The organism is Pannonibacter sp. (assembly GCF_051860505.1).
In the GTDB taxonomy this organism is placed as follows: Bacteria; Pseudomonadota; Alphaproteobacteria; order Rhizobiales; family Stappiaceae; genus Pannonibacter.
The window spans coordinates 168,587-194,555 of record NZ_JBHYDX010000004.1; the positions used below are offsets into that span (position 1 = coordinate 168,587).

General features: G+C 62.0%; 20 protein-coding genes, 1 tRNA gene and 5 pseudogenes. 12 read left to right on the plus strand and 14 right to left on the minus strand.

Annotation, left to right across the window (positions count from 1 at the left end; genetic code table 11):
• Positions 1-238: 238 nt before the first annotated feature.
• A complete protein-coding gene (gene dapD, locus ACTIFE_RS04575) occupies positions 239-1,090 on the minus strand; it encodes a 2,3,4,5-tetrahydropyridine-2,6-dicarboxylate N-succinyltransferase (protein ID WP_439527984.1) in 852 nt (283 codons plus the stop codon).
• A 185-nt stretch (positions 1,091-1,275) separates the two neighbouring features.
• Here dapD and ACTIFE_RS04580 point away from each other — a divergent pair, with 185 nt between their 5' ends.
• Positions 1,276-2,187: an EamA family transporter gene (locus ACTIFE_RS04580; protein WP_439527985.1), complete on the plus strand. Its 912-nt coding sequence runs from the start codon at positions 1,276-1,278 to the stop codon at positions 2,185-2,187.
• Here ACTIFE_RS04580 and ACTIFE_RS04585 read toward each other — a convergent pair.
• The 9 genes from ACTIFE_RS04585 to rpmH form a co-directional block, all read right to left on the minus strand.
• Positions 2,167-3,072: a LysR substrate-binding domain-containing protein gene (locus ACTIFE_RS04585; protein ID WP_439527986.1), complete on the minus strand. Its 906-nt coding sequence runs from the start codon at positions 3,070-3,072 to the stop codon at positions 2,167-2,169. The two genes, ACTIFE_RS04580 and ACTIFE_RS04585, sit on opposite strands and share 21 nt — an antisense overlap.
• A gap of 84 nt (positions 3,073-3,156) precedes the next feature.
• A complete protein-coding gene (locus ACTIFE_RS04590) occupies positions 3,157-3,903 on the minus strand; it encodes a pyrimidine 5'-nucleotidase (protein WP_439527987.1) in 747 nt (248 codons plus the stop codon).
• Positions 3,900-4,799 carry an acetylglutamate kinase gene (gene argB, locus ACTIFE_RS04595; RefSeq protein WP_439527988.1) on the minus strand — a complete coding sequence of 300 codons (900 nt, stop codon included), beginning with the start codon at positions 4,797-4,799 and terminating at the stop codon, positions 3,900-3,902. The genes ACTIFE_RS04590 and argB overlap by 4 nt, the downstream gene beginning before the upstream one ends.
• Positions 4,800-4,922: 123 nt before the next feature.
• On the minus strand, positions 4,923-7,040 hold the full coding sequence (locus tag ACTIFE_RS04600) for a diguanylate cyclase domain-containing protein (protein ID WP_439527989.1): 2,118 nt from the start codon (positions 7,038-7,040) through the stop codon (positions 4,923-4,925).
• Between the two features lie 243 nt (positions 7,041-7,283).
• Positions 7,284-7,931 carry a ribosome biogenesis GTP-binding protein YihA/YsxC gene (gene yihA, locus ACTIFE_RS04605; RefSeq protein WP_439527990.1) on the minus strand — a complete coding sequence of 216 codons (648 nt, stop codon included), beginning with the start codon at positions 7,929-7,931 and terminating at the stop codon, positions 7,284-7,286.
• A 41-nt stretch (positions 7,932-7,972) separates the two neighbouring features.
• Positions 7,973-8,638, minus strand: a complete 666-nt coding sequence (locus ACTIFE_RS04610) for a CatB-related O-acetyltransferase (protein ID WP_439527991.1) — start codon at positions 8,636-8,638, stop codon at positions 7,973-7,975.
• Positions 8,639-8,827: 189 nt separating this feature from the next.
• Complete coding sequence (yidC, locus tag ACTIFE_RS04615; protein WP_439527992.1) at positions 8,828-10,627, minus strand: membrane protein insertase YidC; 1,800 nt, start codon at positions 10,625-10,627, stop codon at positions 8,828-8,830.
• A gap of 9 nt (positions 10,628-10,636) precedes the next feature.
• Positions 10,637-11,095, minus strand: coding sequence for a ribonuclease P protein component (gene rnpA / locus ACTIFE_RS04620; RefSeq protein ID WP_439527993.1), 459 nt, complete (start codon positions 11,093-11,095; stop codon positions 10,637-10,639).
• 71 nt (positions 11,096-11,166) lie between these two features.
• Positions 11,167-11,301 carry a 50S ribosomal protein L34 gene (gene rpmH, locus ACTIFE_RS04625; RefSeq protein ID WP_439527994.1) on the minus strand — a complete coding sequence of 45 codons (135 nt, stop codon included), beginning with the start codon at positions 11,299-11,301 and terminating at the stop codon, positions 11,167-11,169.
• A gap of 418 nt (positions 11,302-11,719) precedes the next feature.
• On the opposite strand from rpmH, the gene ACTIFE_RS04630 reads away from it, so the two are divergent.
• The 4 genes from ACTIFE_RS04630 to ACTIFE_RS04645 all read left to right on the plus strand — a co-directional run bounded on the left by ACTIFE_RS04630 (position 11,720) and on the right by ACTIFE_RS04645 (position 15,992).
• Positions 11,720-12,505 carry a TVP38/TMEM64 family protein gene (locus tag ACTIFE_RS04630; protein ID WP_439527995.1) on the plus strand — a complete coding sequence of 262 codons (786 nt, stop codon included), beginning with the start codon at positions 11,720-11,722 and terminating at the stop codon, positions 12,503-12,505.
• Positions 12,506-12,564: 59 nt separating this feature from the next.
• On the plus strand, positions 12,565-14,019 hold the full coding sequence (locus ACTIFE_RS04635) for a dihydrolipoyl dehydrogenase family protein (RefSeq protein WP_439527996.1): 1,455 nt from the start codon (positions 12,565-12,567) through the stop codon (positions 14,017-14,019).
• 44 nt (positions 14,020-14,063) lie between these two features.
• Positions 14,064-15,548, plus strand: coding sequence for a sensor histidine kinase (locus ACTIFE_RS04640; protein ID WP_439527997.1), 1,485 nt, complete (start codon positions 14,064-14,066; stop codon positions 15,546-15,548).
• Between the two features lie 367 nt (positions 15,549-15,915).
• Positions 15,916-15,992, plus strand: a tRNA-Arg gene (locus tag ACTIFE_RS04645).
• 188 nt (positions 15,993-16,180) lie between these two features.
• On the opposite strand, the gene ACTIFE_RS04650 is transcribed toward ACTIFE_RS04645, so the two are convergent.
• The 3 genes and pseudogenes from ACTIFE_RS04650 to ACTIFE_RS04660 all read right to left on the minus strand — a co-directional run.
• Complete coding sequence (locus ACTIFE_RS04650; RefSeq protein WP_439527998.1) at positions 16,181-16,450, minus strand: hypothetical protein; 270 nt, start codon at positions 16,448-16,450, stop codon at positions 16,181-16,183.
• 93 nt (positions 16,451-16,543) lie between these two features.
• Positions 16,544-16,603: pseudogene (locus tag ACTIFE_RS04655) on the minus strand (hypothetical protein); the annotation flags it as partial.
• Positions 16,600-17,502, minus strand: a pseudogene (locus tag ACTIFE_RS04660) (IS481 family transposase); the annotation flags it as partial. The pseudogenes ACTIFE_RS04660 and ACTIFE_RS04655, both read right to left, overlap by 4 nt.
• 76 nt (positions 17,503-17,578) lie before the next feature.
• Between ACTIFE_RS04660 and ACTIFE_RS04665 the strand changes: the two are divergent.
• The 4 genes and pseudogenes from ACTIFE_RS04665 to ACTIFE_RS04680 form a co-directional block, all read left to right on the plus strand.
• Positions 17,579-18,470 (plus strand): annotated as a pseudogene (locus tag ACTIFE_RS04665) (IS3 family transposase); the annotation flags it as partial.
• A gap of 63 nt (positions 18,471-18,533) precedes the next feature.
• Entirely contained in the window at positions 18,534-18,839 is a 306-nt protein-coding gene (locus ACTIFE_RS04670) for a transposase (protein ID WP_439527999.1), read from the plus strand.
• 278 nt (positions 18,840-19,117) lie between these two features.
• On the plus strand, positions 19,118-19,723 hold the full coding sequence (locus ACTIFE_RS04675) for a DDE-type integrase/transposase/recombinase (RefSeq protein ID WP_439528009.1): 606 nt from the start codon (positions 19,118-19,120) through the stop codon (positions 19,721-19,723).
• Positions 19,671-19,865, plus strand: a pseudogene (locus ACTIFE_RS04680) (integrase core domain-containing protein); the annotation flags it as partial. The gene ACTIFE_RS04675 and the pseudogene ACTIFE_RS04680, both read left to right, overlap by 53 nt.
• Before the next feature lie 129 nt (positions 19,866-19,994).
• Here the strand turns inward: ACTIFE_RS04680 and ACTIFE_RS04685 are convergent.
• Positions 19,995-24,581: a hypothetical protein gene (locus ACTIFE_RS04685; protein ID WP_439528000.1), complete on the minus strand. Its 4,587-nt coding sequence runs from the start codon at positions 24,579-24,581 to the stop codon at positions 19,995-19,997.
• A gap of 192 nt (positions 24,582-24,773) precedes the next feature.
• Between ACTIFE_RS04685 and ACTIFE_RS04690 the strand changes: the two genes are divergently transcribed.
• The 3 genes and pseudogenes from ACTIFE_RS04690 to ACTIFE_RS04700 form a co-directional block, all read left to right on the plus strand.
• The gene (locus ACTIFE_RS04690; protein WP_439528001.1) at positions 24,774-25,064 is read left to right on the plus strand and encodes a DUF1778 domain-containing protein; all 291 of its coding nucleotides are present in this window, start codon (positions 24,774-24,776) and stop codon (positions 25,062-25,064) included.
• Positions 25,061-25,552: a GNAT family N-acetyltransferase gene (locus ACTIFE_RS04695; protein ID WP_439528002.1), complete on the plus strand. Its 492-nt coding sequence runs from the start codon at positions 25,061-25,063 to the stop codon at positions 25,550-25,552. The genes ACTIFE_RS04690 and ACTIFE_RS04695 overlap by 4 nt, the downstream gene beginning before the upstream one ends.
• A gap of 88 nt (positions 25,553-25,640) precedes the next feature.
• Positions 25,641-25,969: pseudogene (locus tag ACTIFE_RS04700) on the plus strand (transposase); the annotation flags it as partial.

The following is a 25,969-nucleotide window of genomic DNA, read 5'->3' on the forward strand; positions in this document are numbered from 1 at the left end:
CTGTCTGGGTGGGGGACAGGTGTTTTGCGGCTTTGACCGGAGTTGGGCGCCCCGTTTACTGGGCCCCTGCCTGCGCAGGGGCGACGAAACTGGCACATTGCCCGCACCATCGTCGCCCCTGCGCAGGCAGGGGCCTAGTAACCACTAAAGTCAGTCGTAAGGCACAGAGGCTCGCCGACGAGCGCCCTGATGCATTGCGTCGTCCAGGCAGCAAGCTCGGACGACGCGGTGCGGCAGATCAGTCGCGCAGGAGGTCGTTGATGGCGGTCTTGGCGCGGGTCTGGGCGTCGACGCGCTTGACGATGACGGCGCAGGCGAGGCTCGGGCCCGGGGTGCCGTCCGGCAGCGGCTTGCCCGGCATGGCGCCCGGGACGACCACGGAATAGGCCGGTACTTCGCCGATGAAGACTTCGCCGGTGGTGCGGTCGATGATCTTGGTCGAGGCGCTGATGAAGACGCCCATGGACAGGACCGCGCCTTCGCGCACGATCACGCCCTCGACGACTTCCGAGCGGGCGCCGATGAAGCAGTTGTCCTCGATGATGACCGGGCCGGCCTGCAGCGGCTCGAGGACGCCGCCGATGCCGACGCCGCCGGACAGATGCACGTTCTTGCCGATCTGGGCGCAGGAGCCGACGGTGGCCCAGGTGTCGACCATGGTGCCTTCATCAACATAGGCGCCGAGGTTGACGAAGGAGGGCATCAGCACCACGCCCTTGCCGATGAAGGCGGAGCGGCGAACGATGCAGCCCGGAACGGCGCGGAAGCCGGCTTCCTCGAAGTTGACACCGCTCCAGCCGTCGAACTTGGACGGAACCTTGTCCCACCAGGTGGCCTGACCCGGGCCGCCCTTGATCACGTCCATCGGGTTGAGACGGAAGGACAGAAGCACGGCCTTCTTGGCCCACTGGTTCACGTGCCAGGCGCCGTTCTCCTGCTTTTCGGCGACGCGCAGCTGGCCGCGATCGAGAAGGTTCAGCGTGGTCTCGACCGCGTCGCGTGCCTCGCCCCGGGTGCTGGTGTCGATAGTGGCGCGGTTCTCGAAGGCGGCGTCAATGGTGGCGGCAAGCTGGGTGAGATCGTGCGACATGGGTTTGTGCGGCTCCGCAGAGGTATGAAAATCTGTTCGCGCGGATAAAAGGCGGCGTACCGGTTTGAGTCAATGCTTGATGCGACTTGAGAAGCACTCAAGTGCGGCATGGGTGCCGGGCGTCTAGGGTGCAGCGCTGGCGAAGGCGGGAATCGGTCCCGTGTCCACGCCAGCCGGAGCCGGACATGCCCCTGTGGATCGTCGTTACCCTGTTTGCCGCCTTCTGCCAGAACCTGCGCTCCGCCTTGCAGAAACACCTGAAGGGACGGCTCGGCACGACGGGCGCGACCTTCGTGCGGTTCGGTTACGGTTTCCCTTTCGCGCTGGCCTATGTCGGCGTGCTGCATTGGGGCTTCGGCATGGCGCTGCCGGTGCCGGGGGCTGACTTTGCCGTGGCGGCGGTGCTGGGCGGTCTGGCGCAGATCGGCGCGACCTTCCTCTTGGTGCATCTGTTTTCCTTCCGCAACTTCGCGGTCGGGACGGCCTACAGCAAGACCGAGCCGGTGCAGGCCGCGCTGTTCGGCGTCTTGATCCTGGGCGAGCATGTGGATCTCTCCGCCGCGATTGCCATAGCGGTCGGGGTGGCGGGCGTCATCCTCATTTCCATGGCGCGGGTGCCGATGACAGCCAGGGCGATCCTGGCCTCGCTGACGGGCAAGCCGGCGCTGATCGGGCTTGCCAGCGCGGCGCTGTTCGGCGCATCGGCCGCCTTTTACCGCGCCGCCTCGCTGGCGCTGGACGGGCCGGGCTATCTGATGCAGGCCGCCTATGCGCTGGCGGTGGTGACGGCGTTCCAGTCGGTGGTGATGATCGTGTGGATGGCGCTGCGCGAACCGGATCAGCTGAAGGCGAGCTGTGTCCACTGGCGGCAGGCGGTGTGGGTCGGGCTGGTGGGCGTTGCCGGATCGGCGGGCTGGTTCACGGCCATGACCCTGCAGCAGGTGGCCTATGTGCGGGCGCTGGCGCAGGTGGAGCTGGTGTTCACGCTGGCCTTCTCGTGGTTTTTCTTCAAGGAAAGGGTCAATGGCCGGGAGCTGGCCGGCTGCGTGCTGATTGTGGCCGCGATCCTTGGCCTGCTATGGGGCCGGATGGGCTGAGGCCTGGCCGGTCGCGTCCTGTGAGGCGGCGGCAAAGAGCCAGTCGCGGAAGCCGGAGACCGGGCGGCTGAGCGGTCGGCCGGGCGAGCGGACGAACCAGTAACCGGTGTCGAGCTGCATCACCGGCCAGTCCGGCATGACCAGATGCCCGGCGGCCAGTTCCTGCGCCACGAAGCGGCGGTCGATGGCGATGGCGCCCATGCCGGCGACGGCGGCCTGGATGGCCAGATCGCGGCTTTCCAGCACCATGCCGGACCCGGCGTCCGCGTGTTTCAGCCCGGCGTGGGCGAGCCACTTCGGCCAGTCATCGCGGCGTGAGGCGCTGTGCAGCAGGCGAAGGCCGGAAAGACCGGGCTGGGCGGTGTTCATCTCGGGCGTCAAGAGGCGCGGCGCCATGGCGACGGCGAGATGCTCGCGCCACAGCAGCGTGCTCTCGATGCCGGGCCAGTCGCCGGTGCCGAGGCGGATTGCGCAATCGTAGTTCTCGCGGTCGAGATCGATCACGCGGGTGGTGGCCGACAGCAGCAGTTCCACATCCGGCTGCACCGCCTGGAAATCCGGCAGGCGCGGGATCAGCCAGCGGGTGGCGAAGGTGGAGACCGTGGAGATGCGCAGCTCGGTCCGGCTGCGGCGGCGGAAACTGTCGACGGCAGTCTCGATGCGCTCGAAGGCATCGCCAAGGCCAAGGGCGAGGCGCTTGCCTTCCTCGGTCAGGGTCAGGCCACGGCCATCGCGTAGCACCAGCGTCGCGCCGAGTTCGCTCTCCAGCTTGCGCAGGAGATGCGACAGGGCCGAGGGCGAGACGCCAAGATCATCCGCTGCCTGCGCGGCCCGGCCATGGCGGGCGAGGAGCGCAAAGGCATGAAGGGCGCGCAGGGAGACCATGGTGGCTTTCGGCTGTGGTGACTTGATGTTTTCTCAATACAGCCAAGGACGGCGTTGCGTCTATGGGTGGCGTTTGGGCCGCGCTCAGCCGGTTTTCAGGGCCCCCAGCACCGCGTGCAGGAAGCCGCCGAGGTCGTCGGTGGCAAAGTCGACATGCGGGGCGTCCTGACCTTCCATCTCCCAGGCCTCGCGGAACACCTCGCGCGTGCCCTGCGGCACGATCAGCACGGTGCGCATGCCGAGCTTGTGCGGCACGAGCAGGTTGCGGGTGAGGTCCTCGAACATGGCCGCGCGCGCCGGGGCGACGCCGGTCTTCTTCAGGAACAGCTCGTAGGTCTCGCGGTTCGGCTTCGGCATCAGGCCGGCGGCGACGATGTCGAAGATGTCCTCGAAATGGTCTGTGATGCCGAGGGCTGCGGCTGTGCGTTCGGCGTGGGGACGGTCGCCGTTGGTGAAGATGAACTTGCGGCCCGGCAGGGCAGCAATCGCCTCGCCCAGCTTCGGGTCCGGCTGCACCGGCGAATAGTCGATGTCATGGACATAGGCGAGGAAGTCGTCGGGCTCGATCTGGTGTTCCAGCATCAGCCCGCGCAGCGTCGTGCCGTAGTCGCGGTAATATTCCTTCTGGCGGATCCGCGCGGTGACCTCGTCCATCGACAGGAGCTTGGCAATATACTCCGAGATGCGCTTGTCGATCTGGGCGAACAGATTGACATGCGCCGGGTAGAGCGTGTTGTCGAGGTCGAACACCCAGGCCTCCACGCCGGTGAAGGCGCGAAGGTCGTAGGTGTGGGCGTGGCCGCCCTCGCCGGATCCGGTGGGGCCGCTCACTTGCAGAGCAGGGTGCCGACGCCGCGGTCGGTGAAGAGTTCGAGGAGGACGGCGTGCGGAACCTTGCCGTCCAGGATGACGACGCCTTCCACGCCCCGGTCGAGCGCCTCGATGCAGGTCTCGACCTTCGGGATCATGCCGCCGGAGATGGTGCCATCGGCGATGAGCTCGTGGGCGCGGGCAACGGTGAGCTGCTTGATCAGCTTGCCGTCCTTGTCGAGAACGCCGGGAACGTCGGTGAGGAACAGGAGGCGTGAGGCATTCAGCGCGCCGGCGATGGCACCGGCGAAAGTGTCGGCGTTGATGTTATAGGTCTCGCCATCCTCGCCGGGGGCGACAGGGGCCACGACCGGGATCAGGTCTTCCTTCAACATCAGCTCGAGCATGGTCGGATTGACGACAGCCGGCTCACCGACGAAGCCGAGATCGACGATCTGCTCGATGTGGGAATTGGGGTCGATCATGGTCCGCGTCAGCTTGCGCGCCTTGACGAGGTTGCCGTCCTTGCCACTGAGGCCGACCGCACGGCCGCCTTCGGCGTTGATCGACTGGACGATTTCCTTGTTGATCGAGCCGGCCAGGACCATCTCGACGATCTCGACGGTGGCCTTGTCGGTGACGCGCAACCCGCCCTTGAACTCGGAGACGATGCCAAGACGGGTCAGCATGGAACCGATCTGCGGGCCGCCGCCATGCACGACGACCGGATGCACGCCCGACTGGCGCAGAAGGGTAATGTCACGGGCGAAGGCGCGGCCAAGTTCGGCGTCACCCATGGCATGGCCGCCGTACTTCACCACGACGCGCTTCTTGTCGTAGCGCTGCATGTAGGGCAGGGCCTGGGCAATGATATGCGCGTTGCTGAGGAAGTCCTGACTGGTCGTTGGGCTGGTCATGGGCGGTGGCGCTCGCTGCTGCGGTGGCGGGGCCGGCGCGGCACTGCCGCCCGGACGGCCTTTCGGGCCGGTCAGCGTCTATAGCCGGTTTGGCGGGGCTACTCAACGCGCTTTGGCGGGGTCTCAGCCGGCGAAGGCCTGGACGCCGGGCTGGCAACGCTCCTCGGATCGCGCGATCTGACGCAGGAAAGCTGCCTGCGATTTCAGCGGGGCCGAGGCAACGAGGAGAAACTCGTCACAGCCGGCAAGAGCGAGGCTGCGCTCCTCGGCGCGAGTGGTCACGCCTTCCGCGGTCACGGACAATCCGAGATCAAGGGCAAGGCGAGCCAGGGCCTGGGCGAGACGGAATGGCCTGTCCACCCCGGTTTCCATGGCCGATGTGAGGTTCAGGCCCACCCGGTCAATGCCTGCAGCAATCAACTGGGCAGGGGTCGTCGTTCCGCCGCCATAACCCGTCAGGCCAAGGTGAATTCCATCCCCCTTCAAGGTGGCAAGACTTGCGAACATGTCCGGTGTCAGGCCGGCAAGCATGCTGGCACTGAGGTCCAGCTGCAGGGCGCTCGGGGCAAGGCCTGAGCGGGCCAGGAGCGACCTGACACGGATGGCAAGACCCGGATCGGCGAGCTGCGCCGGAGCAAGACCGACGCGCAGGCGCAGGCGATGGGAGGCGAGGCTGTGCCACGCCCGTGCAAGGTCGATGGCATGTTCGAGCAGCCAGTTGGCTGCATCCAGCGCTTCTACCGACGAGCCAAGCTCCTCGTGCAGGTGATCCAGGACGCGGCTGCTGCCATCGGCGCGGTTCCAGACAGGAACGGCCTGGGCGCCGATCAGGCTGTTGTCCGTCAGGCTGCGGATCTCCCGCAGGCCGATTTCCAGTGCGCCATCCTTGCGGGCCCGCAGAACACCGCGACGCAACCGGTCGAGATTGTCGATGCGCTCGCGCATGGGGGGCTGGAACACCTTGTAGCGTCCGCGACCCTCTGCCTTTGCCGCATAAAGGGCAAGGTCAGCGTTGCCAAGCAACTGATCCGGGGTGCCGCCATCGCGCGGCAGCAGCGCAACCCCGATGCTGACGCCGCAGGCGACGCTGCGACCATCGAAATGGACCGGATCCGACAGCGCCCGGACGAGCCCCGTGGCGCAGTCCTCAATGGCAACATCGCGGCGCAAGGCAGGGTCGAGGATGGCAAATTCATCGCCGCCAAGCCGGGCAATGGTGGCCTCGTCAGAGACGCAAGCGCGCAGGCGGCCAGCGATGACCTTGAGCAGATCATCCCCGGCTGCATGGCCGTATGTGTCGTTGATGAGCTTGAAATTGTCGAGATCCAGAAGCAGCAGAGTTGCCGGTTCGCCGGTCTCCTGCCAGTCCGCATAGGCGGCGTCAATGGCGGCGTGGAAGCCGATGCGGTTGGCCAGTCCGGTGAGGGAATCATGCCGGGCGAGATATTCCATCTGCCGTCGGCTCTCCTCCTCGATGGTGACATCGCGGCAGATGCCGCGATAGCCGATGAACGTGCCGTCCCGCCCGAAGCGTGCCCTTGCCGTGATGCTGATGCTGTGGGTCTGACCGCGATACACCGTCTGATAGCGCCGGTCGCGCAAAGGTTGGGCGGGGTCGTGGTTCTCGAGAAGGGCGAGGAGCTCGGGACTTGCCTCGTACTCAACCTCTTCGGATCCGCCGTCCAAGCGGCATGTCCGGGCGGGTGTGTCGACCTGCGTCGGCAAGAAGGTGACCCCGTGGACCGGGTCGTGTTCCCAGACCCAGTCCGATGCAATATCGAGATAGTCCCGCAGCCATGTCGTATGGTTTCGAGTGATCAGGACACGCGATGCGATGAGGCCAAGATGGGACAACATGGCACGCGTAGCATCGTCCAGCCCGCCTGGCCGGGCAGCGTAGTCCTGGACACAGAGCGATGCGATGATCGTGCCGTTGACGTCGCGAAGTGGAAAGCCGGCGTAATAGTGAAGGCCAGTCCTCACGCTGGGATGACTGGCAAGATGAGGTTCATGGCGCAGGTCTTGATACTCGACGGCCTTGCCCTGGCGGACGACATCGCTGCACAGGGTTTCGTCGGTATTGAGGACGAAAGTTCCGCCATTGCCGGCGTTGATGACGATCGTCTGCGGTCCCTCGAGAATGGCAACGAAGCCGCGGGCGCATCCTGCAATTCCCCTGGCCAGTTCGGCCAGCGCCTTCAGGTCCAGCTCATCCGGATCCTCCAGCACCTGGACCATCATGTTAGCCCGCTCTCCGGAGGTCATCCGAGGGACGCTGCAACCGGCAGGTACACTGCAGGGGCGGGCCGTCGATTCATTCTCATCCGGAGCGGAAAACCGTGTCACGTCGCCTGGACCATTGTTGGTTCTGTCAGGCTCACTCTGGCGCGATGCTCGTTAAAGTTACGTGTATGCCGTTAGGTAAAAGTGCCAAGATCCGCCAGAATGCCGCAGGGTCTCTAATTAAAAGTACGGATAGAGGGCTTAACGTTCGAGCAGATTTGCAATTTCCGCGCGCAGCGTGTCCAGTCCGTGACCCTTTTCCGAAGAGGTGGTGACGATTGTCGGAAAGGCTGCAGGGCGCTTGCGCAGGATGTCTGCGGTCGCATCAAGCAGGGCCGACAGCTGGGTCGGCTTGATCTTGTCCGTCTTGGTCAGCACGACCTGGTAGACGACGGCCGCCTTGTCCAGCAACTGCATCGTGTCGAGGTCGTTCTGCTTGATGCCGTGGCGGCTGTCGATCAGCAGGAACACGCGGCGCAGGTTCGGCCGGCCGCGCAGGTAGGAGAACACCAGGGCCGTCCAGGCGTCGACCATGGATTTCGGCGCTTCGGCGTAGCCATAGCCAGGCATGTCGACGAGGGTCATGCCTGTTTCAGGCGCGGCGAAGAAGTTCAGCATCTGGGTGCGGCCGGGCGTATTCGACGTGCGGGCCAGATCCTTGCGCCCGGTGAGGGCGTTGATCAGGCTCGACTTGCCCACGTTCGAGCGCCCTGCGAAGGTGATCTCGACGCCGACCGAAGCGGGGAGCTGGCGCATGTCCGCGACGCTGGTGACAAAGGTCCAGGGCTTGGCGAACAGAAGACGGCCGGCTTCGAGCTGATCTTCGGTGAATTCGGGTGTGTGGGTCATGTTCTGTTCAAATCCTAGCGCATGGCGGGCGTTGCCCCAGGTTACGCAGTGTGGTTGGGCGCCGCGTGTGGCGCAAGTCGAGCCAGGGCAGCCACATCGCCCGACCGCAAGATCGGCAAGGCCGCAGTAATACGTTCAATCGGCCAATCCCACCATGCAATTTCAAGCAGTTTGCTGCGTGTTGCTGCGTCATGCCGGTAGCCGATGACCCGGGCGGGGTTCCCAACCACGATGGCATAGGCGGGAACATCTGACCCGACGACGGCGCGGGCGCCAATGACGGCGCCATGTCCGATTGTCACGCCGGGCAAGATTGTCGCTTCCCTGCCGATCCAGACGTCATGGCCGACGGTCGTGTCGCCTCGACTGCCGGTTGCGTGGTCGGCAAAGTCAAATCCCTGTTCCCAGCCGGCGCCGAAGATCTCGAACGGGAACGTCGAAAGCCTGCCCATTTCGTGGTTCGCACCGTTCATGATGAACTGTACCCGGCTTGCAATCGCACAGAAACGTCCGATGACAAGCCGATCGCCCATGAAGTCGAAATGGTAGAGGACGCAGGTTTCCTCGAAGCGCTCCGGCTCCACGGCGTCGTGGTAGTAGGAGAATTCGCCGACCTCTATCGATGGCCGGGTGACAACCGCCTTGAGGAAAACGATTTCCTTCGATCCCTCGAATGGAAAGCGGGTGTCTGGATTGGGTCCGTGCATGTCTTGCCTCCTGAGTTCACATTCGGCCTCGCTGACAGGCAGGCGACTTCCGTCGCGGCGCCAGAATCTGCCAGGCCCGTTTGCAAGGGCTCAGTTGGTCATGACACGCTCCATTCGCGAAACACGCTATCGGTCCGGAAGCGACCACATGCAATGTAGGCACGCCCGGACCGATGCAGTGAGGAAAGATCAGCCCTTGGTGTCTTCCGCCGGCTTCTTCTTCTTGAAGGTTTCTTTCAGATTGTCCCAGAGTTCCACTTTCACACCCTGGCGCCGCATGATGACATACTGCTGGGCGATCGAGAGGCTGTTGTTCCAGGCCCAGTAGATCACCAGACCGGCCGGGAACGAGGCCAGCATGAAGGTGAACAGGACGGGCATCCAGGTGAAGATGATCTGCTGGGCCGGATCGGTCGGCGCCGGGTTCATCTTCATCTGCACGAACATGGTGACGCCCATGATCAGCGGCCAGATGCCAAGCATCAGGAAGGTCGGCGGATCCCATGGGATCAGGCCGAACAGGTTGAACAGCGTCGTCGGGTCCGGTGCCGACAGGTCATGGATCCAGCCAAAGAACGGCGCATGGCGCATTTCGATGGTGACGAACAGCACCTTGTAGAGCGCGAAGAACACCGGGATCTGGATCAGCACGGGAAGGCAGCCGGCGAGCGGATTGATCTTCTCGGACTTGTACAGCTCCATCAAGGCCTGCTGCTGCTTGGCCTTGTCGTCCTTGTATTTCTCGCGAATGTCCAGCATCTGCGGCTGCACGAGCTTCATCTTGCTCATGGAGACGTAAGACTTGTTGGCAAGCGGGTAGAAGACCAGCTTGACGAGGACGGTTACCAGCAGGATGGCGACGCCGAAGTTGCCGACCAGATGGAACAGCCAGTCGATGACGAAGAACATCGGCTTGGTCAGGAAGTAGAACCAGCCCCAGTCGATCAGCAGCTCGAAGCCTTCGATCTTCAGCGTGTCCTCGTAGGCGTCGATCAGCTTGGTTTCCTTGGCGCCTGCAAACAGGTAGGACACCGCTTCGCCCTTGGCACCCGGCTGAACTGCGACAGCATCGCCAAGGAAGTCGGCCTGGTAGATGTCGGTCAGGGAATTGTAGCTGAAGGTCGGCTCGAAGCTGGTGCCGGCAACCGGTGCAAGGCTCGTTGCCCAGTACTTGTCGGTGATACCCAGCCAGCCCTTGTCGGATTTGCCGGGCTTGATCTGCTTTTCTTCCTGAACCTCGTCGTAGTCGACTTCGGTGAGGCCCTCTTCGCCGACAAAGCCGATCAGGCCTTCATGCAGGATGTAGAAGTTCTCGGTCTTCGGCGTGCCGCGGCGGGCGATCAGGCCGTAGTGGTACAGCGACACGGGCGCCGCAGTGCTGTTTGAAACGCCCTGTGTCACCGTGAACATGTAGTTCTCGTCGATGGCGAAAGTCCGCGTGAACACGAGGCCGGCGCCATTGTCCCAGGTCAGGGTGACCGGCGAGGACGGGCTGAGTGCGGTGCTGCTGGCGGTCCACGCGGTGTCCGGACCCGGCAGGGCGACTGTCACACCGGCATCGGCGACCCAGCCGTAGTCGGCGTAATAGGCCTGCTGCGTGCCCTTCGGCGAGAACAGCACGATGGTCGGGCTCGTCGGGTCGACCGTCTCGCGATAGTCCTTCAGACGGATGTCGTCGACGCGGCCGCCGGTCAGATTGATCGAGCCGGAAACGCGCGGGGTATCGATCGCAACGCGGGTCGACTGGGCGAGGGCGGCTTCGCGCGTCACTGCAACCGGCTGGCCGTCTGCGGCACCCGGAATGCTGGCCGATCCGGTCGTGCCGGCGGGCATCGGAGCCTGCGGATTGGCAGCCTGGCGCGCGGCTTCCTGCTGCGCCTGCTCGGCCCGCTGCTGCTCCATCTGCGGCGCGACAATGAAGTACTGCCAGCCAACCAGGATGACCAGCGACAGAGCGATGGCGATGAACGTATTGCGATTGTCAGCCATGAGCTGCCGTCACCCCTTGTTTTGTTCGGCCGTGTGTTTGTCGGTCTTGTGATGGTCAGGACCAGATGGTCCCCGACCCGGATTGCCTTGCCGTCCCTTGCCAGCGGCCGGACGCCGGCCGTGCCGTGGCCGGGCAGTCTTCGGATCGAGAGCCGGTCGCAGCCCTGAGATAAGATCACGTACCAGATCGGTAAAGGGCAGGGACAGTGCGGCACGGCGACCGATGATCACAAAATCCGCACTGGGCGGAATGCTGTCATCGCCGATCTGGGCAATTGCAGCCCTGAGCCGACGGCGGATCCGGTTCCGCTCCACCGCGTTCCCGGTCTTTTTCGTGACCGTGTAGCCGACGCGGGAGGACGGATCCTCGTCGCTCCGAGCAAGGCCCTGCAATGCAAAAGCGCGCCGGTCTGTCCGTCCACCAGTGGCGACGGCCAGAAACTCGGAGCGCTTTTTAAGAGTTTTCATGATTGGCTGCGGCGGCGTTGTTGATCCATGTCCTGAAAGGTCCGGTCACAATCGCCGCGGCCGGGCGCGTATTACGCGCTGAGGCTCTTGCGGCCCTTGGCCCGGCGACGGGCGAGAACCTGACGGCCGTTCTTGGTCGCCATGCGGAGGCGGAAGCCGTGACGGCGCTTACGAACGAGGCGGCTCGGCTGATACGTACGCTTCATTTTTGTTATCCGCGCCGTCGCGCGGCCCTTTTGGATTAAGAAAGTCTGGGCTGGAAGCACCACGACCTGCCAAACACTTGAAACCTGTCCCTGCGGGCATAGGCTTACGGTCTGGACAAGGGGGTGCAAGTCCGGGTCGAGCGCGCTTATACGGGGGCTCCGGCTCCAAGTCAACGCGTTCCGCGCGCTTTCCGACCGCCGGGCGGACGCGCCGGACCGGAGCTGCCGCACCATCACACAGCGGTGAGGCAGGGGGAACATCCGCCTCAAATATCGGTGACAGCAACGCTTTTGCCAAGCATTGGGGGTAATGTTCGTGCCAGATGCCTTTGCTAGGCCCTTGCCGCCGCCGCCCTAGAATAGTTTCCCTGGCAAGGGCATCCCGGATGCAGCACCTCTTACAGGCCAGCCAGACCCCATGTCCGAACCTGACCAGACCCGCCGATTCCCAGTGGCGCCCCTGCTGCGCTGGGGCGCGCTCTGCCTCCTCGCCGGCCTGACCCTGACCGGGTATCTCAATGGCTGGCACGAGGCACTCAGTCTCTCTGGCCTGATCCGGCACCGGGAGGCCCTTTCAACCTATGTCAGTGGCAACCGGCTGGAGGCCATGGCGCTGTTCGCGCTGGCCTATGCCGCCGTGGTGGCCATGTCCTTTCCCGGCGGCGTGTTGCTGACAGTTGCCGCCGGCGCAATGTTCGGCTGGTGGATGGGCGGGCTGGTGGCAGTCACAGGGGCGACGGTTGGGGCAACACTTGTGTTCCTGATTGCCCGCTCGTCGCTGGGCACCGTGCTGGCACGGCGGGCCGGGCCCTTCGTGCGCAAGCTGTCCGACGGCTTCCGCCGGGATGCGGCAAGCTATCTTCTGTTCCTGCGCCTGACGCCGGTGTTTCCGTTCTGGCTCGTCAATATTGCCCCGGCGCTGTTTCAGGTGCCGCTCGGCATCTATGTGCTTACAACCGCAATCGGCATCTTGCCGGGAACCTTTGCCTTCGCCATGGTCGGATCAGGCTTTGACAGCGTGATCGCCGCCCAGGAGGCGCTGGATCCTGGCTGCGCCGCGCGCGGCGATTGCAAGGTCAGCCTGATGGCCCTGTTGACGCCGCAACTGGTGACGGCCCTGGTTGCCATGGGGCTCGTGGCGCTCCTGCCGGTCGTGCTGCGCCTGTGGCGCCGCAGACGGGCCGGCGGTGGCGCAGAGGAATGACGCAGGACAAGAACCGGAACGGTTGGCCTGCACGGGGACTGAACAACCGAGGAGGGGCAATGTCGCGCCAGTTGACGCCGGATATCTGTGTAATCGGGGGCGGGTCGGCCGGCCTGTCGGTGGCCGCCGGGGCGGCAGCCTTCGGGGTGCCTGTCGTGCTGGTCGAGAAGGGCCTGATGGGCGGCGACTGCCTCAACACGGGCTGCGTGCCGTCCAAGTCGCTGCTGGCGGCAGCTGCCCTGGCCGCCAGCCGGCGTTCAGGGGAGGCCCTCGGCATCGCCCTGGTGGAGCCCGTGGTGGATTTCGCTGCGGTCAAGGCGCATGTCCGGTCCGTGATCGATGCGATTGCCCCGCATGATTCCGTCGAGCGCTTCGAGGGGCTGGGCGTCACGGTGCTGAAGGGCAGCGGGACATTTACGGCGAAAGACACGCTCGTGGTGGGGGACACCACGATCCGGGCCCGCCGCTTTGTCATTGCCACCGGTTCTCATGCCTTCATTCCGCCGGTCCCCGGTCTTGAGGCCGTGCCTTATTTCACCAATGAGACCATCTTCGATCTGCAGACCTGTCCGGAACATCTGCTGGTGCTCGGCGGCGGGCCGATCGGTCTGGAAATGGCGCAGGCGCATCGCCGGCTGGGGGCACGGGTCACCGTGCTGGAGGCCGGACACGCGCTTGGCCGGGATGATGCGGAACATGTGCCGCTGGTCATCGAGGCGCTGAAGGCCGAAGGGGTTGAGGTTCTGGAACGGACCCATGTGGTGCGGGCCGAAGCCACCGCCTCCGGCATCAGCCTGGCCGTGGAATGGCCCGAGCAGGACGGCCGCTCCGATGGCGTCGGGCGCCTCGGCCATGTCGAGGGATCGCATCTGCTCATCGCCACCGGACGGGCCCCCAGCCTTGCCGGGCTTGGACTGGAGCAGGCCGGGGTGGAGTTCAGCGCGCGCGGCATCAAGGTGGACGAGGGGCTGCGCACCTCCAACCGCCGCATCTATGCCATTGGCGATGTCATCGGCGGACTGCAGTTTACCCATGTCGCGGGCTATCACGCCGGCCTCGTGCTGCGCTCGGCGCTGTTCCGGCTGCCGGCGAAGGAGAACCGCGAGATCATTCCCTGGGTCACCTACACCCAGCCCGAAATCGCCCAGGTCGGTCTTCTGGAGCGCGAGGCGCGCAAGCGCTATGGCACCCGGCTGAAGACCGTGCGGGTGGACTATGCCGGCAATGACCGCGCCCAGGCCGACCGCAAGACGAATGGCAAGGTCAAGTTGATGGCAGGTCCCGGAGGCCGGCTGGTCGGAGCGTCACTGGTCGGCGCCAATGCCGGCGAACTTGCCAACCTGTTGTCGCTGGCCGTGTCGCAGGGGCTGACGATGAAACAGCTGGCTGGCTTTATTGCGCCGTATCCGACCTACGGCGAGATCATCCGCCGCGCCGCCGTGACCTATTATGCCGATCTGCCAAAGCGCGGCCTTGTCAGGGCCGTGATACGGTTGCTCCGGGTCTTCGGCTAGGGGGCGGCCATGCGAAGTCAGCGTACCGACAGGGAGCCGGACTGATGGACCAGCAGTCCGAAGACCAGACGGCAGAGCCGTCCCGGCCGGCACAGGCAACAGGACATGCGGCCAAGGGCATGGCGGCAGCACAGCGTCGCATCAGCGGCCTGTCCGGAAAGCTGCTGCTCCTGACCATCGTCTTCGTCATGCTGGCGGAGGTCTTCATCTATGTGCCGTCGGTTGCCAATTACCGCAACACCTGGCTGACCGACCGGTTGACGACGGCGGGCGTTGCCGCCTCGGTGCTGAGCGAGACCAACACCATTGCTCCGCGCCTGCAGGAAGAGTTGCTACGCACGACCGGTGCGCTCGCCATTGCGCTGGTCGAAGGGGAACGGCGCAGTCTCATCGCCATGAGCAGCCTGCCGCAGGACATCGGCATGGTGATCGACATGCGCGACGAAACCCCGATGCGGGCGATCGCGGACAGTTTCGCCATCCTGCTGGGCTCCGGCGAGGGGCTGATGCGGGTGATCGGCAAGGGGCCGATGAGCGGCGGGCGCGGCATCGAGCAGGTTGACATCGTGTTGCCGATCGAACTGCTGCGCCAGGACATGCTCGGCTTTTCAGGCCGCATCCTGGCGCTGTCGCTGTTCATCTCGGGCCTCACCGCTGCACTGGTCTATGTTGCCCTGCGGGCGCTGTTCGTGCGGCCATTGCAGCGGCTGACGCGGGCCATGCAGGTGTTCGCCGAAAACCCGGAGGCGAGCGGGCAGCTGCTGCAGGACAGCCTGCGCGGGGATGAGATCGGCGATGCAGAGCGCCGCTTTGCCGAAATGCAGGACACACTGGCCCGCACGCTGCACCAGAAGCAGCGCCTCGCCGACCTCGGCCTTGCGGTGTCGAAAATCAACCACGACCTGCGCAATTTGCTGGCCTCGGCGCAGCTGTTCATCGAGCGACTTGAGAATGTGCCTGATCCGACGGTGCGCCGCCTGGCGCCGAAGATCCTGTCGACACTCGACCGCGCGGTCACCTACACCCAGGCCGTGATGGCCTATGGCAAGGCGCAGGAGGCAACGCCCAGCCGGCGGCTGGTGCGATTGGCGCGTGTTGCCGCTGATGTGGGCGAACTCTTGTCCCTGGCTGAGCATCCGATGATCGCCTACGAGATTGCCATCGATCCGGCGCTGGAGATTGACGCCGACCCGGAGCAGATCTTTCGCGTGCTGCTCAATCTGGTCCGCAATGCCATGCAGGCGCTGGAAGCCAACACCGATGAGGCGCTGGTCTGCCGTATTAAGGTGAGCGCGGAGCGGATCGATCGCGGTGTGGTCATCCATGTTGCCGACACCGGGCCGGGCATCCCGCCGGCGGTTCGCGCAAACCTCTTCCGGGCCTTCCAGAGCGCCGCCCGCAGCGGCGGCACCGGACTGGGGCTTGCCATTGCCTCGGAACTGGCGCGGGCACATGGCGGCTCCGTGCGGCTGGAGGAGGCCGGCGTCGGGGCGACCTTCCGCATTGACTGGCCCGACAGGGCACTGTGACCACGCCGCCCTGGCGCGCCTGTTTGTCGGCATTGATTTGTCGGCAGCGTTCCCGCTCCCGCCGGCCAGATGTTCAAAGACTCGATTACGGCACGCCGAAAGCCCGTGCCGTGGAGCTTTGCCGGGTGAGGTTTTCCACGCTTGTGCACAAGCGGAAAGCGGCGGATTTCCGCGCTGTCAAAAAAAGTTTCAATTGCCCGCTTGCCAAGTGGCTCAGGTTTGAGTAGGTACGGCCTCGTTCGGAAGCGCCTCGCACCGAGGCGCCGACGGCCTGTTGCCGAAAGCATCGACCAGGACAGACAGTCCATCAGATGTTTGACGCAACCCGGCGCTGGATCCACAGCCCGGACATGCCGCAAGGCACAGCGCGCCCGTAGCTCAGCTGGATAGAGCACCAGACTACGAATCTGGGGGTCAGGAGTTCGAATCTCTTCGGGCGCGCCATTTCTTTTTTATCACCAGAAGTTTCCGCTAACATCTTGAACGGTAAGGCCATACTTGCCGTTCTAAATCCTCTTTCGCGCTGGTATCGCAGACGCTGCGTAAAGGCGAGTTTGAGGACCGTCTTACGATGATCAAGCTCGCCTGAAGCCCAGAGATTCCAAGGGTTTGCGGGGAATGAAAGAGCTGTTCTAAGTGTTTTGCTGTAGCTGGTCTTCGGACCGGGCAATTTCCGATGCTCGCTCCTGCAAGGCGAGCTTTTCTCGCTCCAGCTTTTCGATGCGTTTCTCCATCGCGCTCATTGCGCTGACGACGCTCATATCCGCGATGCGGTCGAGCAGGCCATCAATTTGCTTTTGAAGTTTATCGATCTGTGCGGTGGCGGCCTTGGCCTGTGCGCGGCCCTGTGTGAGGCGATGATTCCACAAATCGTGAAACATCATTTGTGCGACCTTCATCATCGGCTCACTGGGCGTGAGCGATTGAAGGACGACTTCGAACTCGCCTTCGATCTTCGCACGGCGAATGGATTTGCCGTAGGAGGCGCATCCACGCTTTGGACAAAGGTAATAGGGGTGCTTCTTGTGTGACCCTTTCGACCAGCAGGCCGTCAGTGGTGTTCCGCAATCATCGCACTCAACGTAGCCACGCCGCGGAAAATCGTCGCTGACGTTGTTCTTACGCGGAGCGTAGAAGCCACCTGATAGGCGCTGTTTAGTCCCGGCATTTGGTGGATAGGATTGAGAGTGAACCGATCTGGTTCGGCTTTCCAGATTTTGCAGATGTACACATAGGGTGTTAGGCCCTTCAGGGTCTTCAGTCGCCGCCCAAAATTGTAGGCGTTGATGAAGTCCGCGAGATGGGCTTCGAACTGAGCGTGGTCGTCATAGTGGAAGCGTTTGACGGTGGCTTCCTTGATGGTGCGGTTCATCCGTTCGACCTGGCCGTTGGTCCAGGGATGCTTGATCTTGGTCAGTCGGTGCTCGAAGCCGTTCTCGCGGCAACGCATGTCGAACATATGGGTCATGTAGCGCGCAGTCGGCTCGTCGGCGTAGCGGGGCGGAAAGGTGAACTGAATGCCGTTGTCGGTAAGAACGGTGTGGATCCGGTATGGCACCGCTGCAATCAAGGCCACCAGGAAGGCAGAAGCCGACGTTCGACCAGTCTTCCTGACGACCTGGACGAAGGCAAATTTGCTCGTGCGATCAATGGCAACGTAAAGGTAGAGCTTGCCCTCGGCGGTCAGCACCTCGGCAATGTCGATATGGAAGTAGCCAATCGGGTAGGTTTTGAACTTCTTCTTGTCCGGCTTGTCCCCAGCCACATCGGGCAGCTTTGAAATGCCGTGCCGCTGCAGACAGCGATGCAACGACGAGCGCGTCAGGTGCGGGATCGTCGGCTGCAGGGTGTAGAGGCAATCGTCGAGTGGCAACTGAGTATGGCGCCGGAAGGCGATGATGATCGCCTCCTCCTCAATCGACAGCACGGTGGACTTGGCATCCTTGGGACCGGTGGGCTGGTAATCCTCCCCGAAATTAAGGGGCTGCATAAGTAGAGTTTTCTCGGCAAGATGAACGAGGAGATTCTGAATGAAGACAAGCAGATACACTGAGACGCAGATCCTTGCGATCCTGCGGCAGGCTGAAGGCGGGATGCCGGTGGCCGAGCTGTGCCGGGCGCATGGCATGAGTTCGGCGTCGTTTTACAAATGGCGCGCGAAGTATGGTGGGATGGATGCCTCGCTGATCAGCCAGATGAAGGCGATCGAGGAAGAGAGCCGGCGGCTGAAGCGGATGTATGCGGACTTGAGCATGCAGGCCGATCTGCTGAAGGAGGCTCTGGGAAAAAAATGACGCGGCCATCTCAACGCCGCGAGATGGCCGAGAAAGCGGTGGCGCGTCACAAGGTCAGCATTGCGCTGGCATGCCGAGCCTTTGGCGTCGGCGAGACCTGCTATCGCTACAGCCCGAAGCTGAAGGATGAGAACGAAGAGATCGCCGACCTTCTGGTGGGTCTGACCGACGCCCGCAAGACCTGGGGTTTGGGCTGTGCTTTCTGCATCTGCGCAACGTGAAGGGCCATCCGTGGAACCACAAACGCGTCTATCGGATCTATTGCGCCTTGGAACTGAACCTGCGGATCAAGCCCCGCAAGCGGCTGAAGCGGGACAAACCTGATGTGCTTGCTGTGCCCGAGGCCCCCAACATGACCTGGTCCATGGACTTCATGGCAGATCGCCTCGGGGACGGCCGTGCGCTTCGGCTGTTGAACGTGCTGGACGACTTCAATCGGGAAGGCTTGGGGATCGAGGTCGACTTCTCGCTGCCCGCCGAACGGGTCATTCGAAGCCTTGATCGGATTATCGAATGGCGCGGCAAGCCCGGCACGATCAGGGTCGACAATGGCCCCGAATACATCAGCGGCAAGCTGATGGAATGGGCCGAGAAGCGGGGGATCACGATCCAGCACATCCAGCCCGGCCATGTATCGACCCAGTGAAAATCTGCTCATGCTACAAGGAGTAAGGTAGCAATGAGTGTGACGATGGACGACGCGATCAAACGGTGGACTGCGAAGCGCAAGACGGCGCTGGTTGTTGAGATCATCCAAGGCAAGACGACGGTGGCCGAGGCCAGCCGGTCCTATGATCTGTCACCCTCCGAGATCGAGGGATGGGTCGAGGATGCCAAGCGGGGGATGGAGAATGCGCTCCGCGCCAACCCGCTCGACATCCGCGAGCAATACGAAAAGCAGCTGAAGGATCTTCAGGAAGCCTATGGCGAGGCGATGCTGGAGCTGCGGGCGAGAAAAAAGCTCCAAGCCCTGCTGGATGCGGCGGACGACAAATGATCCAGAGCATCCAGCAGGGCCTTCTGGCGGACGGGATCACGGTGCCGCTGACCAAGCTCTGCGCGTGGTTCGGCGTGCCGCGTCGGACTGTGTACTACAAGCCGACCAAGGCCGCGCCGAAGGTGGATCCGCGCTTCGCCGAGCCGATCAAGGCCATGATCGAAAAAGAGCCTTCCTTCGGCTACCGCACCGTGGCCTGGCTTCTGGGTTTCAACAAGAACACGGTCCAACGGGTCTTCCAGATCAAGGGCTGGCAGGTGCGCAAGCGCCCGATCGGGATGCGACCCAGGATCGAGGCGGTGCCCTCGGTGGCGACAGCTCCCAACGAGCGCTGGTCGACCGACATGTGCCGGGTCTGGGCCACGCTCGCCTTGGTGATCGATTGCCATACGCGCGAGTTTCTGGGCTGGCACATGTCGCGCTCCGGCAAGGCCTCCACCGCCGCGAGCGCGGTGGAACACGCGCTGATCAACCGGTTCGGAACCCTCGGCCAGGTGACCACCGAGTTCCTGCTGAGGTCCGACAACGGGCTGGTCTTTACCAGCCGCACGTACACGGCCCTCGTCCGCAGCTATGGCCTGAAGCAGGAGTTCATCACCCCCCCACTGCCCCCAGCAAAACGGCATGGTCGAGCGCGTGATCCGGACGCTGAAGGAGCAGTGCGTCCACCGCCAGCGCTTCGACAGCCTGCAACACGCGACCCGCGCCATCAGCGACTGGATCGCCTTCTACAATCACCGCCGCCCGCATCAGGCGCTGGACATGAAAACTCCCGCCGAGGCATTCGCATTAGCGGCTTGACCTGTGCAGATTCCGCTGGGTCGATACAGCCAGCCGCAGCAAAACGCCTACATCGAGCGATACAATCGCACCGTCAGGCATGAATGGCTCGACCAACACATCATCGAAACCATCGAGGAGGCACAGGATCGCGCCACGCAATGGCTGTGGACTTACAATAACGACCGACCGAACATGGGTATCGGCGGGATAACCCCCGCCCAGAAACTGAGAATGGCCGCGTAAATTCTACGAATGCATCCCATTAGAAATGGGGGGATTACCGAGTGTTTTGTATGACAAAACCGGTTTGGCAAGGGGGCGCTACGCCCCCGTTGCGTCCCCGGCGCCGGCCGAAGGCCGGCCTTGATCTCCTCACGCTCCCGCCAAAAGCTTTTCAAGCTGCTCCTTCGAGGGATCGTTCCGTTCGAAAAAGTCTCTTTTCTCGAACCGCCCCTGGCTTAGCCAGTATACGGATGATACGTGCCGCGCGCCGCCATATCCGCCCCTGTGCGATGGCCCCCCATGAACATCTTTCTCGCCGCGAAGCGTCCAGATCGCTGCCAAGCCCTCGCGTTCCAGAAATGCGATGAAGGTGTCCCTGTCTACCAGTGCTGCGCTTGGTCCCGGTTCGCGGGTTGACGGGTCAAAAAATAGCACCTTCCCGTTGCTATCGGTGTAGGTCAGTTGGCGACCGCTCGACAGTTGGAGTCCCATTCCCGAGCACAAGCCGGAACCGGGCACCTTGAAACCCAAGGTTTCCGCAATCGAAAGATCGTAACCGCCGCGCTCAGCACGGTACCCCGTCACGGAGACCTGAACCGGTGCCGGAAGCTTGTTCCATTGGTCGGGTTGAACCCATGGATCCTTGTCTGCGATGGCAGGATGCCACGGAAACTCGCCTAGATAAGCGCGCCAGGGAAATTCGCTTTCGGGTATTTCTCGGCCATTCAGCGAGCGCCCGGAAAGCTCCGCTATAAGAGCCTCCGTATCACCAGCTTTTGTTAGAAAGCAATCCAGCGCGAACCACGTCCCGCGCTCAATATATTTGTCGCCCTCGCTCACGCCATACTGACGCCAGGCCGCAAACTCGCTCAGCACCAGCCATTGCCGCCTTGTCTTAGGGTCCTTAACCTGGATGAGGTGATCGCCATTTACAAAGTCATCGTCGCTGTCGAGCCACGCAAGGCGAGTCTTGGGAGGAACATGCCGCAGCTGCACTTTAGCGGGCATCCACCATGTCGGATCCCAGCTTCGCCAGCCATCGTCCCCCGACCTTTCCATTAGCAGAGAGGGATCGATGTCGCGTCCTCTTGTTCCCCAAGGACCATCATAGACGCCAAGGTTGTCATCGAACGTGTCCTTGTAGGAAAGGTGGTCGGCAAGATGGGCATATAGTTGGTGCAAGGCAATCCATTGGTATTTTTTGCCGATCCGCTCAACGCGATGCTCCATCCGACCGCTCGAACGAAGATTGCGTTCCTGATCGCCAAAGCGTTCCGGCGTCCAGCCGAGGTCATGCGCCCGTTTGCACACCCAACGCCTCATTGCCATTCGATCAGGCCGGGGAGGCCAACGATGACCGCTTCGCGAGGAGAGATCGGCATGAATATGCGGCTGCCCCAGCAGAAGATAGTCCTCGCGCTCGGAACGTGACATCAAGCGCTTCAAACGGCGTTCTGCTGCATCCAGCCCTTTGCTCAGTTCCTTGATATGCGCGGGCCGTTCATCCCTTTTCCTGGCCTTACGCGCGTCCGCGCGGGAGCTCACCAGCTGGATACGGATGATGTGCAAAGGGCCTTCGCGCTTTTCAGCAGCCTTGAGCTTGTTCGCGGCGCCGATTACATCTTCGATCCTTTTCGAGGAACGAGGATGTGCCTTGAGAAACATCGTTCGCCATTTCTCGAATATTTCTCTGCGGGTCGAACCCGCCCACTCGATCCCCAATGTCGTCCAGCCATCCACGACGCTGTCGATGACGTAGCGCGCAAAATCGCCGTCGTGGACAGTGGAACTGGTTATAGAATCGCTATAGCGGCCGCATCCATAGTCCTGCTTGTAGGACTCGATGACGTCGGCCGTGACTGTTTCGAGAGGCCAGGTGCTGCGATACGGCGGCCGGACAAGTCTCAGGTCTATGTGGGATGATAGAACACCCCGATGATCCGCCAGTTCGATAATACCACGAGCATGGTCGCGGATCAGCACATGGACGGGCGGCTCGCCACCTTCAAAGATATGTCGATTGACCGTTCCTGCCAAATCCCCCAGGGCTTTATCGTCAAGCCCTTGCAGGGCCGCGCCATATATGGCCGCCAGCACTCTATCCAGAACATACAGATCATTGACGGACGCAAACCGTTCGACCAGCTCGGTGCCGATCGATAATCTGGGGGCAAGCAGCGCCGATAACGCCTTGGTCGCACGGTCCCTCACTGCCCGGTGACTGGTGGTAAACAGCCAGCTCAACATAGTAGCGGCAAGGCGGGCACGTTCCTGCTCAATAGCAACAAAGCCGTTTTGCAGACACCACGAAGTTAGGGTCTCTATGGGACTGCTGTCCGTTTCGCCTTCGTCCAATATTCGCATCGACCAGAATGCGTCGCGTTCCGGCATCTCCATTGCAGCAAGCCGCTCATGGAGAAATAGGGCGTTGAATTTATTGGCTGGCTCCGTTGCAACGGCGATGAGCACACGGGTGACTTCATCTTCACCAGTGAGTTCTGAGGTTTCCTTTAGCAGATCGAGTGTGCGCCTGGTGAAACACTCCTGCCGGCGCCATAGCACGCTTGCCCGAAACGCCTCGTGCACAAACCAGCGGTGGTGGTTTTTGTCCGATGGCACTAAATCAGGGAGTTCTTGTCCGCATCGTTCCGGAATTTGTATAGCCAGGGCCTCAATCACGCCGGCACGCTCATAGGCGTCTCTGCCTAGAATGAATTCTGCAAGTTTCGAACCCGGCTCAAAAGATTTGGCAGGATCAGTTTCGACCAGATGGTCGTTGAGCAGCAGCGTTGCGATGCGATGATCACTGTAGCGTTCAAAGGTGAAGCGCACGATTTCAGATAGCCGGCCGTCGTCATCCGTTACCGGTTCGACAGCGATGACGCCCTCGCTTTCCAACTGCGCCAGCAAACTTCGTTCGACTGTTCCATCGGATGGCAGCAATTCGTCGAGTAAGAACGTCACCGTGTCGAGATCAGCATAGCCGCGATATCCGTCCTCGAACGCGCTGGCCAGTTTCTGAAGCGCTTTCGACACAATCTGTCTACGCCGATCGAGCTTAAGCCGCGTTTCGATAATCTGCGCGACGGCGTCACTATAGAACTCGAAAATCGACGTCACGCCGGTCAAGCCGCGTGGCAATTCCTTACTTCCTCGCTTGTCGAGAAGATCGCAGCAGGTTTTCAGGAACAAGGGGTTGTAAAACTCAGGGATCAGATTGGGCGCAGCCATGCGCACAATTCCACGGCGATCAAGATAGGCATTCGCCGCTTCGGGGTTACCGGCAAAGCCCGCATGCTCAATACGCGAGAGATCGGCCAAATGTGCATCGCTGGGAGCAATGTAGGGCAAATAGGCCGTCCGGCAGGACAGAGCGACGCCAATATGCGGGTACGGCTCTATGGCCTTCAAAAACGCGGCCAGTCGCGCAGGCCAGAGATCAATGCCGTGCCTTTCATTAATCGCGTCAATGAAAATTACTGCCCTTGTTCCAGATGCCTGACCGGCCGCATCCAATGCGCCGAGAAATTCGTCGCTGGTTCTATTCTGGAGCCCCAGCGCCGCTAGAATCTGAGACCACGGATCGCCGTCAACAAAAGAGCCGCCAAGCAGCAGCAAAGCAGGCCATCCCTGTTCGATCTGATACTCGGCTGCGTCGCCGAACAAATGTGATTTTCCAACACCGGCATCTCCGGACACGAGAAGACGCCGGCTGTTAACAATGCGCCATCGGTCGCTCTGCAAAGCCTCGTCCATGTCGTAGAGCAAGCCGCTAAGCTGGGACAACGTATACTCGCCGTAGCGGTCGTCGCGCTTTTTGCCCTCTTCGGTTGGCAGGCTCCATAGGGCGCGGTTGCATGCGCTGCACGCCCCGTGCACAGCAGCGATGGATGTTTCCAGCAAAGACGTTGGAAACGCGAAACCCGGATCGGCCGATGTGTGATTCAGCTGATGGACAAGGGCTTGCAGCGCATCTGCAAGCTTCTCAGCTCGCTCCTTTAAAGTATCGGCAGCACTGTGTCTTCTCAGTTGTTCTACAGCGCGGTAGCCCCTCTCGCTCACCTGGAGAGACCACGCATCAACTTCAGAAAATAGGGCCGGACACCGGCAAAAATATTGAATGGTGCGCCGTATTGGCAACTCGATGTTGGTCGCTGGTGTATATCGGGCACCCAGTCCCGCACGCGCGATCTCAAACTTGCTTCTGAACCACTCCGGTGTGAGAACTACCTCATCAAACCAGAAGGCGGCGCGTCCTCGATACAAGGGGGCGTCACGCCCAAGTCTTTCCGTTAAATCGCTTGCAGACCACAGCGCAATCTCCAGTGATCGGCCGTTCTTTGTTGCGACCTCTTCCCAACGCTTTTTCCAGCGTTCCCAACGTTCCAGCTCAGTTTGCTTTTCTCCGATACGAGCGTCCCTTAGGTCAAAGGGCAGCCCGACAATGAATTTTTGCAACTTGGTATGTTTGTCGAGTGCTTGTTCAATCGACTTGTTGAGCTGACCAACCTGGGGGGCGCCGAACTCAAAAAAGTACTTTGCCTGCCAGCCGGTCTCTGAACCATCAGCGTGGCGGGCAAAGCATTCGACACCGCCGTCGGCGCCGATACCTTTACGATAGAATACGGCTTCTTCTTCCCGTGGCTCCAGTGAAGCAAGCTGGCAGACCAACTCCTCGAAGCCTCTGTCACGGCTGCCGCCATGGGCGCGAATCCGCCGAAAATCTATGTCCTTCATTGTCATCTGTCCAAGGTGATGGAGCTATTCACCTGTTGCAACAATAAAAAATGCTCTTGCACGCTGCCTTGGCTCAATTGGTCCGTGGGTGTGCGGAGACCTGCGCATGCGCAATAGCTACAATCGACAGCTGTCAAATAGGTCATGACATTGTCTGGCAAAAGATGGTATAGTGGAGTCGTGAGGTAGAAAATGACGACACGCACCACCCGTACTGAAAAGCTCGACCTGCGGCTCACGCCGGAGGCCAAACGCACACTGGCGGCGGCGGCCAACGCGGAACGCCGCTCTTTGAGCGACTTTGTACTTGATAGCGCCCTTGGCCGAGCCGAGGAAGCGCTGGCCGACCGGCGCGTTTTCCAGCTCTCTCCTGAGCAGTGGGATGCTTTTGCAGCGGCGCTCGATGCGCCGGTCAGAAACATGCCACGGATGCGAAAGCTGCTCAACGAGCCTGGCATATTTTCCGGTAGCGAGCCGGCGTGACGCACTTTCGCGTTGAAAAGCTCAACCGCCGCCATGCTGTTGATTCATTCGATTGCGGAGAAGAGCCGCTGAATCGGTTCCTCATTCGCTTTGCCCTATCCAACCAACAAGCCAATGCCTCCCAGACCTATGTGGGGCTGGCCGATGACGACGTCATTGGCTTCTACACCTTGGTTGTTGGTGAGGTTCGCTATGACGATGCCCCCGAACGGCTGACCAAAGGGATCGCTCGGCATCCAGTGCCGATCATGCTGCTCGCCCGGTTAGGTGAGAGTGATGATTGGCAGGGAAAAGGTGTTGGGGCAGGGCTTCTGCGCGACGCCGTGCTACGCACCTTGCAAGCTGCCGACATTGCCGGCATTCGGGCATTGGCCGTACATGCCAAGGACGACAAAGCCCGCAGTTTTTATCAGCGCTTCGACTTCGTAGAGTCGCCGACCGACCCACTACACCTGTTCGCATTGATCAAGGATTTGAGGAGGCTGTAGCAAAGAGGTGGCTGCGGAAATCTGAACAGCCGGGATAAGTGGATTTTCCGTGCAACAGCGGCATGATGCTGCGAGCGAGGAGAAGACCATGGCAAGACGACCGCGCCGGAACCACAGCCCGGCATTCAAGGCGAAAGTGGCGGTGGCCGCGATCAAGGGCGAGAAGACCATGATCGAGCTGGCGCAGGAGTTCGACGTCCATCCGAACCAGATCAAGCAGTGGCGCGATCAGCGGCTTGAGGGGGCAACCGGGGTGTTCGGGGAAGCCCCGAAGGCCGAGGCGGAGCCGACCATCGATGTGAAGACCCTGCACGCGAAGATCGGAGAGCTGACGCTGGAAAATGATTTTTTGTCCGGCGCGCTCTGCAAGGCGGGGCTGTTGCCGAGCGCAAGAAAATGATCGATCCCACCGCCAAG